Raw genomic sequence first — 13,787 nt, forward strand, 5'->3', positions numbered from 1 at the left:
GCTGGCCGGCTCTAGCCGCGCACCAGCTCCCGCATCGCCTTGTCCAGGCCCTCGATGGTCAGCGGATACATGCGATCGCCGAGGATCTGCTTCATCACCCCAATCGACTGGGTGTAGTCCCAATGGCGCTCGGGCGTCGGGTTCAGCCAGACGCAGCTCTGGTAGATATCGGCGACCCGCTGCATCCAGATCGCGCCGGGCTCCTCGTTCCAGTGTTCGACGCTGCCGCCCGGATAGGTGATCTCGTACGGGCTCATGGTGGCGTCGCCGACGAAGATCACCTTGTAGTCGGCGGGGAACTTGTGGAGCACGTCGAAGGTCGGGATCTTCTCGGCGTGACGGCGCTTGTTGTCCTTCCAGACCGCCTCGTAGAGGCAATTGTGGAAGTAGTAGAATTCCAGGTTCTTGAACTCGGTCTTGGCGGCGCTGAACAGCTCCTCGCAGAGCTTGATGTGGCCGTCCATCGAGCCGCCGATGTCGAAGAACAGCAGCACCTTGATGGCGTTGCGGCGCTCGGGGCGCAGCTGGATGTCCAAATAGCCCTTCTCGGCCGTGCCCTTGATGGTGCCAGGCAGGTCCAGTTCCTCGGCCGCGCCGGTGCGGGCGAACTTGCGCAGGCGCCGTAGGGCGACCTTGATGTTGCGGGTGCCCAGTTCGACGCTGTCGTCGAGATTCTTGTACTCGCGCTTGTCCCAGACCTTCACCGCGCGACCGTGGCGGCTCTTGTCCTGGCCGATGCGCACGCCCTCGGGATTGTAGCCATTGTTGCCGAACGGGCTGGTGCCGCCCGAGCCGATCATCTTGTTGCCGCCCTCGTGGCGCTTCTTCTGCTCGCGCAGACGCTCCTGCAGGGTCTCCATCAGCTTCTCGAAGCCGCCCAGCGCCTCGATCTGGGCCTTTTCCTCGTCGGTCAGGAACCGCTCGGTCAGGGCTTTCAGCCACTCTTCGGGGATATCGGCGGCGAGGCCCTCGTTGACCGTCTCCAGGCCCTTGAAGACGTGGCCGAACACGCGGTCGAACTTGTCGAGGTTCTTCTCGTCCTTCACCAGGCTGGCGCGCGACAGGAAATAGAAGTCCTCGACCGAGCGGTCGATGACGTCCTTGTCCAGGGCCTCCATCAGCAGGAGGTATTCGCGCAGGCTGACCGGCACCTTGGCCTGGCGGAGCTCGGAGAAGAAGCGAAGGAACATCGGCGCGGCTTTCGAACAGATGTTCGGGAGAATGGAGGGTTCTCAAACGAGACGCAACTAGGGCGGAGAGCTTGCCCCCTCCGCGCCTGCGGCGCTCCTCCCCCGGAGGGGGAAGAAGGAACCTTCCGCCCGCCTTCGGGGCGGACGACCGCGAAGCGGTCAGGTGGGGGGAGGTCACCCTCTCCTGAGAATGAACTCCAGGTCCCGCGTCTCGCCGACCTTGAAGTGGTACTCGCCGACCTTCTCGAAGCCCATGCGACCGTACAGCTTCTGGGCCCCGAAGTTCTCGGAGAAGACCCCGATCCACAGCGGGCGCGGGCCGTCCTTCTCCAGCCAGTCCAGCGCCGCGTTCAGCAGCATCGAGCCGCGGCCGCCGCCCTGGTGGCTCTTCAGCACGTAGATCCGCTTCAGCTCGCCGTCCTCGGAGCGCGCCGCTTCGTGCGGCAGCTCGCAAGGGCCGGCCAGGGCGTAGCCGATGGCCTCGCCATCCTCGTCCTCCAGCAGCCAGGTGGCCTTGTCGGGGTGGGCCAGGTCGTTGCGTGTGCGTTCCAGCCCGTACGCATAGGCCAGGAAGGTCTCGAGGTCCTCGGGCGGATAGAGGTGGGCGAAGGTCTCGGTGAAGGTGCGGGCGCCCAGGCTGGACACGACATCGGCGTCATCGGCCGTGGCTCTACGAAGCGAATGGGGGCGGATGGTCGGGTCGGCTTTCACGGTCTAAGAGTCTCCCATGGTTGTCGCGCTTTACACCCATTTGGACATGCTCGACCACCGGCCCGGCGACGGGCACGTGGAGAGCCCGGAGCGTCTGCGCGCGGTGATCGACGCCCTGAACGACGACCCCAATCTGGAGCTGGAGCCGCAAGACGCGCCGATGGTCGATGTCGAGGATCTGCTGCGGGTGCACCCCGAGGCGTTCGTCGACGCCGTGCTCCGGTCGGCCCCCAAGACCGGACGGCTGGCCCTGGACCCCGACACCGTGCTCTCGACCGGCAGCCTGGCGGCGGCGCGCCGCGCCGCGGGGGCTAGCGTGGCGGCCGTGCGGGCTGTCGCGGCGGGCGAGGCCGAGCGAGTTTTCTGCGCCGTGCGACCACCGGGCCATCACGCCGAACCCGGGACGGCGATGGGCTTCTGCGTGTTCTCCAACGTCGCGGTGGCGGCTCGAGCGGCGCAGGCGGCGGGGCTGGGGCGGGTGGCGATCGTCGATTTCGACGTCCATCACGGCAATGGCACCCAGGCGGTGTTCGAGAACGACCCGACCGTGTTCTTCGCCTCGATCCACCAGTCGCCACTGTATCCCGGCACCGGCGATCCGTCCGAGACCGGCCTGGGCAACATCGCCAACGCCACCGTCGCGCCGCACGCCGCCCGCGAGGTCTGGCGGGCGCGATTCGAGGGGCTGATGGACAAGGTCGACGCCTTCGCGCCTGAGCTGTTGATCGTCTCGGCCGGCTTCGACGCCCACGCCCGCGATCCGCTGTCGGCGCAGAGCTTGACCGAGGACGACTTCGCCTGGGCGACCCGCGCAATCGTGTCGGTGGCGAACGCGCGGGCCAAGGGCCGGGTTGTATCGTCGCTCGAGGGCGGTTACGACCTCCAGGCGCTGGGGCGGTCCGCCGCCGCGCATGTACGCGCTCTTCAGGAGGGGTGAGAGGACGGCAAGGCCCGCTGGCCGACCGGCTTCTCCACAACATGGCCGACGTCACCATCGCCGACCAAGCGTCCCCGCCCGCGAAGCCGGGCGTCATCACCCTGGCTCGCCACGGGGAGCCCGCCCTGTCGCGTCAGGTCCGACTCAATGCGCCCGAATATGGCGCGTGGTGGAGCCGGTATGAGGAGGGCGGGCTGAAGGCCGGCCAGACCCCGCCGGACACGCTGATTCAGATCGCTCGCGAGGCCGACGTGATCATCGCCTCGACCCGACGCCGGTCGATCGAGACCGCCCGGGCGGTGGTCGGTGATCGGGCCTTCGCAACCGATCCGACCTTCATCGAGGCCCCGCTGCCGCCGCCGCCGTGGCCGCTCTGGCTCCGTATGTCGCCCAAGCGCCTCGGTTTCTTCGCCCGGTTCTGGTGGTGGTTCTTCAACAATCACGGCGGCCAGGAGACACGCAAGCAGGCCGAGGTCCGCGCTGGCCAGGCCGCCGACCTGCTGATCGAGCTGTCCGACGCTGGCCAGGACGTGCTGGTGCTGGCCCACGGCTTCTTCAACTGGATGATCGCCGACGCCCTGAAGGCGCGTGGATTGACGAAGCTGGTCGACGAGGGCCACGCCTATTGGAGCATCAAGCGCTTCCGTCGCGCCTGAAGCTTTCAAACCCTCTTCCCTTAACCACGCCTAGGCTCTAGGCCGTTGCCCGCGCCGGTCTAGGCCACTAGGCTGCCGCTGTTCACCTGAGAGTTGAAATGACCGACGCCACGAGCAATCCCGCTGACATCTCCAGCCTCAGCTTCGAGGAAGCGCTGGCGCAGTTGGAACGGATCGTGGCCGAGCTGGAATCGGGCCAGGCTCCGCTGGAGCGGTCGATCGACATCTACGAACGCGGCGCGGCCTTGAAGGCCCACTGCGAGAAGAAGCTGGAAGCCGCGCGCCTGAAGGTCGAGAAGATCGTCCTGGGCCAGGGCGGAGCTGTCGCCGCCGAAGCGGCCGAGTTCAACTGATGCCGGGCGCTTGTCCGCCGACCGAGGGGAGGCGCCCTTGACCGATCTCGCCAGGCGCGTCGTCCAGGCCGCCGACATCGTCACCGTGGCGCTCGACGAGCTGCTGCCGCGCGCCGACGGTCCGGAAAGCCGACTGACCGAGGCCATGCGCTATGCGGCGCTGGGGCCGGGCAAGCGGCTGCGGCCGTTTTTCGCCCTCGAAACCGGCAAGATGTTCGACCTGGCCGAGCGGCCGGTGCTGCGCGCGGCTTGCGCGCTGGAATGCATCCATGCCTACAGCCTGGTCCACGACGATTTGCCGGCCATGGACGACGACAATGTCCGCCGCGGCCGCCCGACCGTGCACAAGCAGTATGACGAGGCGACCGCCATCCTCGCCGGCGACGCGCTGCAGACGGCCGCCTTCGAGATCATGGCCCACCCCGACACCCACGACGACGGCCACGTCCGCTCGGAGCTGGTGCGCAAGCTGGCGATCGCCTCGGGCGCCCGGGGCATGGTCGGCGGCCAGATGATCGACATCCTGGGCGTCCGCGACGACCTGGGCGCGGTGGCCCGGATGCAGCGCCTGAAGACCGGCGCCCTGATCGCCTTCGCCTTCGAGATCCCGCTGATCATCGCCCGCGCCAAGGAGGCCGAGCGCGCCGCCCTGATGGCTTTCGCCCAGGACCTGGGCCTGGCCTACCAGATCGTCGACGACATTCTGGACGCCGAGGGCGACGAAAAGACCCTGGGCAAGGCCGCCGGCGGCAAGGACGCCGCCAAGGGCAAGGCCAACTACGTCACCCTGCTGGGGCTGGACGCGGCGAAAGAGCGCGTGGCGCTTCTTGCCGACCAGACTCGCTCCCATCTCGAAATCTTTGGCGAACGAGCCGAACATCTGCGCGAAAGCGTTGATTTCGTGCTGGACCGCCGCAATTGACCGCGCTTTCTTCAAACATGCCCACCAAAACGCCTCTGCTCGACACCATCGCCTCGCCGGCCGACACGCGGGGCCTCTCTCTGGCGGAGCTGAAACAGCTGGCCGCCGAGCTGCGGGCCGAGACGATCGACGCCGTGTCGGTGACCGGCGGCCATCTGGGCGCGGGCCTGGGCGTGGTCGAGCTGACCGTGGCCCTGCACCACGTGTTCGAGACGCCCAAGGACATCGTCATCTGGGATGTCGGCCATCAGGCTTATCCGCACAAGATCCTGACCGGCCGCCGCGACCGCATCAAGACGCTGCGCCAAGGTGGTGGGCTGTCGGGCTTCACCAAGCGGGCCGAGAGCGTCTACGACCCGTTCGGCGCGGCCCACGCGGCCACCTCGATCTCGGCGGCCCTGGGTTTTTGCGCCGCGCGCGACGCCAAGGGCGAGGACAACAGCGTCATCGCCGTGATCGGCGACGGCTCGCTGGGCGCGGGCATGGCCTATGAGGCGATGAACGCGGCGACCGACGCCACCAAACGCCTGATCGTCATCCTCAACGACAACGACATGTCGATCGCGCCGCCGGTCGGCGGCATGAGCGCTTATCTGGCCAACCTGGTCTCGGGCGGCGCCTACCGCTCGGTGCGCAAGCTGGGCAAGACGGTGGTCGAGAAGCTGCCGACCCCGATGCGCGAGGCCGCGCGCAAGGCGGAAGAATATGCCCGGGGCATGGTCACCGGCGGCACCTTCTTCGAGGAACTGGGCTTCCACTATGTCGGCCCGATCGACGGCCACGACATGGACGCCCTGGTCAGCGTGCTGAAGAACGCCAAGGCCTTCGGCGACAAGCCGGTGCTGGTCCACTGCGTCACCCAGAAGGGCAAGGGCTATGCTCCGGCCGAGGGCGCAGAGGACAAGCTGCACGCCGTGGCCAAGTTCGACGTGGTCACCGGCCAGCAGCAGAAGCCGGCCGCTGGCCCGCCCAGCTACACCAAGGTCTTCGCCCAGGAACTGGTCAGGCAGGCGGAAAAGGACGACAAGATCGTCGCCATCACCGCCGCCATGCCGTCCGGCACGGGCCTGGACATCTTCCAGAAGGCGTTCCCCGAGCGCACCTTCGACGTCGGCATCGCCGAGCAGCACGCGGTGACCTTCGCCGCCGGCCTGGCCGCCGACGGCATGAAGCCGTTCGCGGCGATCTATTCGACCTTCCTGCAGCGCGGCTACGACCAGGTGGTGCACGACGTGGCCATCCAGGGCCTGCCGGTGCGCTTCGCCATGGACCGCGCCGGCCTGGTCGGCGCCGATGGGCCCACCCACGCCGGCAGTTTCGACATCGGCTTCATGGGCGCTCTGCCCGGCATGGTGCTGATGGCCGCCGCCGACGAGGTGGAGCTGGCCCGCATGGTCGCCACCGCCGCCGCCATCGACGATCGCCCCAGCGCCTTCCGCTATCCGCGCGGCGAAGGCCTGGGTCTCGAGATCCCGGCCCACGTCGACCCGCTGGAGATCGGCAAGGGCCGTATCGTCCGCGAGGGGACCAGCGTCGCGATCGTCTCGTTCGGCACCCGCCTGTCGGAAAGCCTGAAGGCCGCCGATCTGCTGGCCGCGCGCGGCCTGTCGGCCACCGTCTGCGACGCCCGCTTCGCCAAGCCGCTGGACATCGACCTCCTGCTGCGTCTGGCGCGCGAGCACGAGGCGCTGGTCACGGTGGAGGAGGGGGCCATGGGCGGCTTCGGCGGCTTCGTGCTGCAGGCCCTGGCCGAGCACGGCGCCTTCGATCGCGGCCTGAAGATCCGCACCTTGTGCCTGCCGGACATCTTCCAGGACCAGGACAAGCCCGACGTCATGTACGCCCAGGCTGGTCTCGACGCCGAGGGCATCCTGCGCGGCGCGCTGTCGGCCCTGGGCATGGACAATGTCAGCGCGGCGGGCGCCGGGCGTAGGGCCTAGGCCCCGCAAGCCTTGAAGAAGGCCCGCACGTGGCCTCGGTCGGCGGACTCCGCGGCCAGGCTATGCCGCTCGCCTTTGCTCAGCAGCGCCAGATCGCCTGACTTCCGGAAACCCACCAGCGCGGGCGCGCTGGCATTGCCGCGCGCTTCCAGCAGACCGCCTTCGCTGAGGGCGTCTTGCACCTTGGCGGCGGCGAACCGGCTCTCGGTCCGGCCAGACGTCAGCACCACCTCGCCGCCCGACAGGCCGACGACCGAGACGTTGACCTGGTCCTGACCCGGGCGGCAGCTCATCATCAACACGACGTCGTCGCTGTTGGGACGGCCGTAGGCCAGGCGCGGCGTTTCGGCGCCATCGGCCAGATAGGCCCAGCGATAGCCGTCCATCCCGACCTTCTCATGCGCGCAGCCGGCAATTGCGGCGGCCAGCAGGCCCAGAGCGGTGAAGGCGGCGATGCGGGACGCCATGGCGGGTCCTCCTCGCCCGATCAACGCGGAGGCGGCCTGAATGGCTCCTGAATACGCATCGGGCGCGGCGGCCTTGCGGCTGCCGCGCCCGACGATCCTGGATCGCGGTCTTCAGATCAGAACGGCGAGAACTTCTCGACCAGCGACTGGCCGGCCGGGGTTTTTTGGACGCGGCTGATGTCGCCGCGGCCGCCGTAGCTGATGCGGGCTTCGGCGATTTGGGTGTGCTTGATGGTGTTGGCCGAGGAGATGTCCTCGGGACGCACGATGCCGGCCACGGTCAGCTGGCGCAGTTCGGCGTTGGTGCGGACTTCCTGGGTGCCCTGGATGACCATGTTGCCGTTCGGCAGGACTTGGCTGACCACGGCGGCGATCGTCAGGCTGATCTTTTCCGAACGGCTGACGCCGCCGGCCCCGGCGTTGCTGAAGGTCGAGTTGGTGCCGATGGCCTTGGACGGGTCGAAGCCGCCCGGCAGGACCTTGCCCAGGCTCGACTCGAGGCCCAGGAAATGGTCGACGCCGGCGCCGGCGCTGGAGGTGCGCGAGCTGTTGGTGGCGTTCTTGGTGCTGGCGCTGTCGTCGATGTCGATCATGACGGTGACGATGTCGCCGACGCGGCTGGCGCGCTGGTCGTTGAAGAAGGCGCGGGCGCCGACCCGCCACAGCGAGTTGGCCGAAGCAGCCTGCGGCGAGGGCTCGCGAGCCGAGACATACTGCTGTTCCATCGGGGCCAGGGCGGCCGGATAGCCGACCGGGGCCAGCTGCGGGCCCTTCACGGCTTCGGTGACGGTGGAGCAGGCGGCCAGCGGGGCGAGCAGGACGACGGCGGCGAGGATGGCGGGGCGACGCATGGGGTGAAGACCTCTTAGCGAGCGGCGAAACGGACGGGTTGCGAACGGCCTTGCAAGGCCTGGGCCTGCGGACCGACGGCGGCGGCGCCAGGACCGGTCGCGACCGCCTGGATGATTTTCTTCGACAGCGTGTTCTGAACGGCGAAGACGTCGCCGGTGGCGGCGGCGGCCATGGCCTTGCCTTGAAGCGAAAGGGAAATTCCGCCGTCGTCATAGGTGACAGTGATCAGGTCGCCCGACTTGATGACCTGGGCGGCGCCCACGTCACGGCTCTGGACTGCGGCGCCTTCACGCAGGGGGCGCTTGGCCGCCAAGCCGATCACGGCGTCGGCGTCGCGGGGGGCGTCGGCCGGAGCGCCGGCCATCTTCGTCCAGACCAGGTCCTGTGGCTGGACGATTTCGCCGGCCGTGATGCTGCGGGCGTAGGCAAGAACTTCCACATTGGCGCGCGCGGCGGTCGCGCCGCCGCGGCCGTTGGCCGAGACGCCGCCGTTGTCGACGCCCTCGCGGACGATGATGCGGCGGATGCCGTTGGTGTTGGCCCAGTCGAAACCCGCCCGGCGTGCCGAGATCTGCACCTGGCCGGCGTCGAGCACGGCCGTCGGGCCCATGCGGGCGGCGACCACCATGTTGGCGGCCGGACCGGCGACGCCGTCGAACAGGTCGCCCAGGGTGATGCGGCCGTCGGCGTCGGTGGTGTCCATGCGCAGGCTCACCGCCGTTCCGGCGAAGGCCGGAGCGGAGAGCGCCGCGATGACGACGGTGGCGGCGGCGGCGAGCAGGAAGGTCTTCATGAGCTTACGACCGCAGTTGCGAGGTGGTTTGCAGCATCTGATCGGCCGTGGTGATGACCTTCGAGTTCATCTCGTAGGCGCGCTGGGCGGTGATCAGGGCGGTGATTTCCGAGACGGCGTCGACGTTCGACGCTTCGGTGTAGTTCTGCAGCAGGGTGCCGAAGCCCGGCTCGCCGGGGGCGGCGAGGTTGGCCGCGCCCGAGGCCGCGGTTTCCAGGTAGAGGTTGTCGCCGACGGCTTCGAGACCGCCTTCGTTCATGAAGTTGGCGAGCTGCAGCTGGCCCACGGTCTGCGGGGCCGGCTGGCCGTCGAGATTGACCTGCACCATGCCGGTCTTGCTGATCGTGATGCCGGTGGCGTTCTGCGGAATGGTGATGCCCGGCTGGACCAGATAACCGTCCTCGGTGACCACCTGGCCCTGGTCGTTGGTCGAGAAGTTGCCGGCTCGGGTATAGGCCGTCTCGCCCGAGGGCAGCAGTATCTGCAGGTAGCCCTTGCCCTGGATCGCGACGTCCAGCGGGTTGTTGGTCTGGGTCGGGGTGCCCTGCTCGGTGATGCGATAGACCGAGCCGGCCTTGACGCCGCCGCCGACCTGGACGCCGGTCGGGACGATGTTGCCGTCGCTGGACGACTGAGAGCCGGCGCGCTCGATCGTCTGGTACAGCAGGTCCTGGAACTCGGCCCGTTGGCGCTTGAAGCCAACGGTGTTCATGTTGGCGATGTTGTTCGAGATGACTTCGACGTTCAGCTGCTGAGCAGCCATACCCGAAGCGGCGGTGCGGAGAGCTTGCATCGCTGGCGTTCCTTAGTTGAGCTTGCCCAGACGCTCGACGGCGCTGCGCGAGAGTTCGGCGGTGTTGTCCATCATCTTGGCGACGCCCTCGTAGGCGCGCTGGATCTCGATCAGCTTGGTGATCTCGATCACAGGTTGGACGTTCGAGGATTCCAGCATGCCCTGGTGGATCTGAGCGTCCGTGACAGGCTGCGGGGTGGTGTTGGCGGTGTTGCGGTAGAGGTTGTCGCCATCCTTGGCGAGGCTGGCCATGTCATCCGGTCGCACCAGGCCGATCTTGCCGACCCGAATGGCGCCCTGGCTGACGATGCCGTCCTTGCCGATGGTGACCGGACCCAGTTTCGGATCGATCGTGATCTGGCCGCCGCCCTCGTCCATGAGCTGATTGCCGGCCTCGGTGACCAGAATGCCTTCAGGATTGGTCGTGAAGCGGCCGTCGCGGGTATAGCGCTCGCCGCTGGCGGTCTGAATCTTGAAGAAGGCCTGGCCCTCGATGGCGAGATCGAAGTCGCCGCCGGTCTTGGTCAGCGCGCCTTGGGTGAAGTTGCGGGCCACGCCGGAGTCCAGCACGAACTTGACCGGCGACGAACCGTCCAGGGTCTTGGCCGGCCTGGCCTGCTCGGTATGGACCATCAGGTCCTCGACCTTGAAGCCCGTGGTGTTGGCGTTGGCGATGTTATTCGCAGCGATGTCCAGCTCGCGGCGAAGCGTCATCTGGCGCGAGAGGCCGACGTAAAGCGCGTTGTCCATGGCGAGTTAACTCGGGCGGCTGGCGCGACAAATGCGCCGCATCCCTAGAAGCAACCTTCGTGCCAGAGCCAAATCGTTATATAAAACAAGGAATAGGAAGGTTAATGCGGGGGCGCGGGTCGGAGTCTGCCGGGCAGATTCAGCCTGCGACCAAATGGCCTCCAAAACACATCGTTAACCATGCCCCGGGCATGAGTACGGGTATAGATTCCAAGGAACCGCGCGCGTGGCCAAGAAACCCGAAAAGGAAGCTCCGGCTCCCGAAGGCGAAGAGGGCGCCGAGGGCGAAGCTCCCGCCAAGAAGAAACCGCCGATGCTGATCATCGCGATCGCCGGCGGCGTCCTTCTGCTGGCCGGCGTCGGCGGCGGCGCCTTCCTGCTTCTGAAGCCGAAGTCCGAGGCCGCCGCTGGCGAGCACGGCAAGGAAAAGAAGAAGGAAAAGAAGGAAGAAAAGGGCGGTCACGGCGAGAAGAAGGAAGGCGAGGGCGCAGCCGCGGCCGGCGGTCCGGCTCCCGTGATCAAGGAAGGCCCCGACGGCGTGGTCTTCTACACCCTGCCCGACATCGTCGTGAACATGCAGACGGCCGACGGCAAGTCGACCTTCCTGAAGCTGAAGTTGACCTTCGAGCTGCCCGATGAGGAGACGGCGGAGGCGCTGACGCCGAATCTGCCCAGGCTGCAGGACATGTTCCAGACGTTCCTGCGCGAGCTGCGTCCCGAAGACCTGAACGGCAGCCAGGGCACCTTCCAACTGCGGGTCGAACTGCTGCGCCGGGTGAACCTGGTCGCCGCGCCCGCCAAGGTGAATGCGGTCCTCATCGAGGAGATGCTGATCAACTAGGTCCTCGGACCGGTTGGGCGAACAATCATGGCGGACGAAATCGACGATCAGGCGGCGATGGCCCAGTGGGCCTCGCAAAATCCCCCCGGCGCCTTCGGTGAAGGCGGCGGCGATGGCGGCGGCGGCAACGAATTCGGCGACTTCTCCGGCGGCATGGGCGGCTGGGACGACGGCGGCGGCGAGGGCGGCTCCGAGCGCATCCTGAACCAGGACGAAATCGACAGCCTGCTGGGCTTCGATCTCTCCGGCGATGGCGGCGAGGATCGGACCGGCATCCGCGCCATCATCAACTCGGCTCTGGTCTCGTACGAGCGCCTGCCGATGCTGGAAATCGTCTTCGACCGCCTGGTGCGGTTGATGACGACCAGCTTGCGGAACTTCACGTCGGACAACGTCGAAGTCAGTCTCGACAACATCAGCTCGATCCGCTTCGGCGACTATCTGAACTCGATCCCGCTGCCGGCCATCCTGGCGGTGTTCCGGGCCGAGGAGCTGGACAACTACGGCCTGCTGACGGTCGACTCGAACCTGATCTACTCGATCGTCGACGTGCTGCTGGGCGGCCGTCGCGGCACGGCCGCGATGCGCATCGAAGGCCGTCCCTACACCACGATCGAACGCGTGCTGGTGCAGCGGATGATCGAGGTGGTGTTGCACGACCTGAAGAGCGCCTTCGAGCCGCTGCATCCGGTCGGCTTCTCGCTGGACCGCCTGGAGACCAACCCGCGCTTCGCCGCCATCGCCCGGCCGGCCAACGCCGCGATCCTGGTCAAGCTGCGCATCGACATGGAAGACCGTGGCGGCCGCATCGAGCTGCTGCTGCCCTACGCCACGCTGGAACCCATTCGGAAGATGCTGCTGCAGCAGTTCATGGGTGAGAAGTTCGGCCGCGACAACATCTGGGAAGGCCACTTGGCCACCGAGCTCTGGACCACCCAGATGGAGGTCCGCGCCGTTCTCGACGAGCAGCAGGTGCCGCTGTCGCGGGTGCTGAACATGCAGATCGGCGACACCCTGATGCTGAACGCCACGCCCGATAGCCTGGTCGAGCTGCGCGCCGGGGCCATCCCGCTGACGCGCGGCCGCATGGGCCGCCGCAACCATTCGATCGCCGTGCGCGCCGAGGCGCCGCTGACGCCCGCCGCCAAGAAGGCCGTGCAGAAGCTGAAATGAGCCTCGTCGCCTTCGCCATGAACGGGTTCCTCGCGGTGCTGCTGATCGCGGCGCTGGTCTTCGGTTGGCGTCTCGAGCGCCGCCTGAAGGCGCTGCGCGACAGCCACGAGGGCTTCGCCAAGGCCGTCACCGAACTGGACCAGGCCGCGGCCCGCGCCGAGCAGGGCCTCGCGGATCTGCGCGCCGCCACCGACGAGGCGGCCGAGACCCTGGCTCTGCGCATCGAACGCGCCCAGGCCCTGGCGGCTCAGCTGGATGACCGGGTCAACCGCCCGCTGCCATCGCCGACCCAGACTTCGGCGCCCCGCGCTGTCGAAAGGCTCGAACGCGAGATCCCGCCGCTGGCGCGTCCGGCGCGCGCGGCCGAGCCGACCACGCCGGCGGAGCGCCGCCTGAAGGCCGAGGATTTCGAGCGCCTGTTGGAGCGGGAAGACCGCATCCCGCCGACCGCCCGTACGCCCCTCGACGCGCCCGGCGCCCCTCGTGACCCTCCGCGCTCCCGGGCGCGGATCGATGATGACCTCTTCGACGGACCGGCCGACGGCTCGCGTCCCGGAAGCAACCCCAGAGCGCCCCGCCGATGAAGAACGTTCCGCGTATTCTGCCCCTGGTCGGCGTCGCCGTCGGCGGCGTGCTGGCGATCAACGCCATGGCCGGCGCCAAGTCGCTGCCGGACCTGCTGGGCGGGGCCAAGGCCTTCGCCGAAGGCGTCGTCAAGCCGGACGGCAAGAAGGGCGAGCAAGCCGCTTCGGCCGATGACGCGGGCCAACCGGCCGCCGCCAACGCCCCGCCGCCGCGGGTCTGCGCCCCATCCGCCGACGCCCTGGCCAAGGAAGCCGGCCTCTCGCCCGCCGAACTGCGCGTGCTGCAAAGCCTGGGCGCGCGCCGCGGTCAGCTGGACCAGCGCGAGCAGGATATCGACGTGCAGCTGCAGCTGCTGGCCGCCGCCGAAGCCAAGCTCGACGCCAAGATGCGGTCCCTGACCGGCCTGAAGGGCGACATCCAGGGCCTGCTGGGCCAGGTCGACAGCCAGAAGCAGGCCGAGGTCGACCGCCTGGTCACCGTTTATTCGGGCATGAAGCCCAAGGACGCCGCCGCCCGTATGAGCCTGCTGTCGGACGAAGTCCGCCTGCCGATCGCCGCCAAGATGAAAGAGCGCACCCTGGCCATGGTGCTCGCCAACATGTCACCGGGCGACGCCAAGGTGCTGACCGAGCGCCTGGCCTCGCGCATGGCCAATCCGGTGGTGGAGAAGGGCAAGGCCGCGATCGCCGACAACGCCGCCACGGCCCAGGGGGGCGCTTCGGGCGCCGCGCCGAACCAGCAGGCCGACGCCGCGCTGGCCGGCGGCTCGCCGACCGCTGCGCCCAAGGCCGCGAAGTCCGCTCCCAAAAAGGCCGGTTGAGGGA

The 13,787-nt window shown here is 68.1% G+C and carries 16 protein-coding genes; 9 read left to right on the top strand and 7 right to left on the bottom strand.

The genetic code is table 11. The annotated features are described in order from the left end of the window. Positions 1-11: 11 nt before the first annotated feature. Together ASC70_RS11995 and ASC70_RS12000 are read right to left on the bottom strand one after the other, a co-directional pair. A complete protein-coding gene (locus ASC70_RS11995; RefSeq protein ID WP_047404257.1) occupies positions 12-1,190 on the bottom strand; it encodes a VWA domain-containing protein in 1,179 nt (392 codons plus the stop codon). A gap of 174 nt (positions 1,191-1,364) precedes the next feature. Continuing rightward, positions 1,365-1,901: a GNAT family N-acetyltransferase gene (locus ASC70_RS12000; RefSeq protein WP_056050306.1), complete on the bottom strand. Its 537-nt coding sequence runs from the start codon at positions 1,899-1,901 to the stop codon at positions 1,365-1,367. A 16-nt stretch (positions 1,902-1,917) separates the two neighbouring features. On the opposite strand from ASC70_RS12000, the gene ASC70_RS12005 reads away from it, so the two are divergent. The 5 genes from ASC70_RS12005 to dxs all read left to right on the top strand — a co-directional run bounded on the left by ASC70_RS12005 (position 1,918) and on the right by dxs (position 6,709). Continuing rightward, positions 1,918-2,838 carry a histone deacetylase family protein gene (locus ASC70_RS12005; RefSeq protein WP_056050308.1) on the top strand — a complete coding sequence of 307 codons (921 nt, stop codon included), beginning with the start codon at positions 1,918-1,920 and terminating at the stop codon, positions 2,836-2,838. Further along, the gene (locus ASC70_RS12010) at positions 2,835-3,494 is read left to right on the top strand and encodes a histidine phosphatase family protein (RefSeq protein WP_047404267.1); all 660 of its coding nucleotides are present in this window, start codon (positions 2,835-2,837) and stop codon (positions 3,492-3,494) included. Before ASC70_RS12005 ends, ASC70_RS12010 begins: the two co-directional genes overlap by 4 nt. A 98-nt stretch (positions 3,495-3,592) precedes the next feature. Continuing rightward, positions 3,593-3,847, top strand: a complete 255-nt coding sequence (locus ASC70_RS12015) for an exodeoxyribonuclease VII small subunit (RefSeq protein WP_047404270.1) — start codon at positions 3,593-3,595, stop codon at positions 3,845-3,847. A 37-nt stretch (positions 3,848-3,884) separates the two neighbouring features. Then, complete coding sequence (locus ASC70_RS12020) at positions 3,885-4,769, top strand: polyprenyl synthetase family protein (RefSeq protein ID WP_047404271.1); 885 nt, start codon at positions 3,885-3,887, stop codon at positions 4,767-4,769. 17 nt (positions 4,770-4,786) lie between these two features. Beyond that, positions 4,787-6,709 carry a 1-deoxy-D-xylulose-5-phosphate synthase gene (dxs, locus tag ASC70_RS12025; RefSeq protein WP_047404273.1) on the top strand — a complete coding sequence of 641 codons (1,923 nt, stop codon included), beginning with the start codon at positions 4,787-4,789 and terminating at the stop codon, positions 6,707-6,709. Here dxs and ASC70_RS12030 read toward each other — a convergent pair. The 5 genes from ASC70_RS12030 to flgF form a co-directional block, all read right to left on the bottom strand. Beyond that, complete coding sequence (locus tag ASC70_RS12030; RefSeq protein WP_056050310.1) at positions 6,706-7,176, bottom strand: hypothetical protein; 471 nt, start codon at positions 7,174-7,176, stop codon at positions 6,706-6,708. The two genes, dxs and ASC70_RS12030, sit on opposite strands and share 4 nt — an antisense overlap. Positions 7,177-7,292: 116 nt before the next feature. Then, positions 7,293-8,027: a flagellar basal body L-ring protein FlgH gene (gene flgH, locus ASC70_RS12035; protein WP_047404276.1), complete on the bottom strand. Its 735-nt coding sequence runs from the start codon at positions 8,025-8,027 to the stop codon at positions 7,293-7,295. Positions 8,028-8,041: 14 nt separating this feature from the next. After that, entirely contained in the window at positions 8,042-8,821 is a 780-nt protein-coding gene (gene flgA / locus ASC70_RS12040; protein ID WP_056050312.1) for a flagellar basal body P-ring formation chaperone FlgA, read from the bottom strand. A 4-nt stretch (positions 8,822-8,825) separates the two neighbouring features. Beyond that, positions 8,826-9,614 carry a flagellar basal-body rod protein FlgG gene (gene flgG / locus ASC70_RS12045; protein WP_047404280.1) on the bottom strand — a complete coding sequence of 263 codons (789 nt, stop codon included), beginning with the start codon at positions 9,612-9,614 and terminating at the stop codon, positions 8,826-8,828. Positions 9,615-9,626: 12 nt separating this feature from the next. After that, on the bottom strand, positions 9,627-10,364 hold the full coding sequence (gene flgF / locus ASC70_RS12050) for a flagellar basal-body rod protein FlgF (protein WP_047404282.1): 738 nt from the start codon (positions 10,362-10,364) through the stop codon (positions 9,627-9,629). A gap of 226 nt (positions 10,365-10,590) precedes the next feature. Between flgF and fliL the strand changes: the two genes are divergently transcribed. Genes fliL through ASC70_RS12070 form a run of 4 tightly spaced genes read left to right on the top strand, consistent with a single transcriptional unit; the run spans position 10,591 to position 13,783 of the window. Continuing rightward, on the top strand, positions 10,591-11,205 hold the full coding sequence (gene fliL / locus ASC70_RS12055; protein ID WP_056050314.1) for a flagellar basal body-associated protein FliL: 615 nt from the start codon (positions 10,591-10,593) through the stop codon (positions 11,203-11,205). Between the two features lie 27 nt (positions 11,206-11,232). Further along, entirely contained in the window at positions 11,233-12,378 is a 1,146-nt protein-coding gene (gene fliM, locus ASC70_RS12060; RefSeq protein WP_047404288.1) for a flagellar motor switch protein FliM, read from the top strand. Further along, the gene (locus ASC70_RS12065; protein ID WP_056050316.1) at positions 12,375-12,962 is read left to right on the top strand and encodes a DUF6468 domain-containing protein; all 588 of its coding nucleotides are present in this window, start codon (positions 12,375-12,377) and stop codon (positions 12,960-12,962) included. The genes fliM and ASC70_RS12065 overlap by 4 nt, the downstream gene beginning before the upstream one ends. Then, positions 12,959-13,783 (top strand): MotE family protein, encoded by an 825-nt coding sequence (locus ASC70_RS12070; RefSeq protein WP_056050317.1) that lies wholly within the window; start codon positions 12,959-12,961, stop codon positions 13,781-13,783. The genes ASC70_RS12065 and ASC70_RS12070 overlap by 4 nt, the downstream gene beginning before the upstream one ends. Positions 13,784-13,787 lie beyond the last annotated feature (4 nt).

Source organism: Caulobacter sp. Root343 (assembly GCF_001425745.1).
Lineage (GTDB): Bacteria > Pseudomonadota > Alphaproteobacteria > Caulobacterales > Caulobacteraceae > Caulobacter.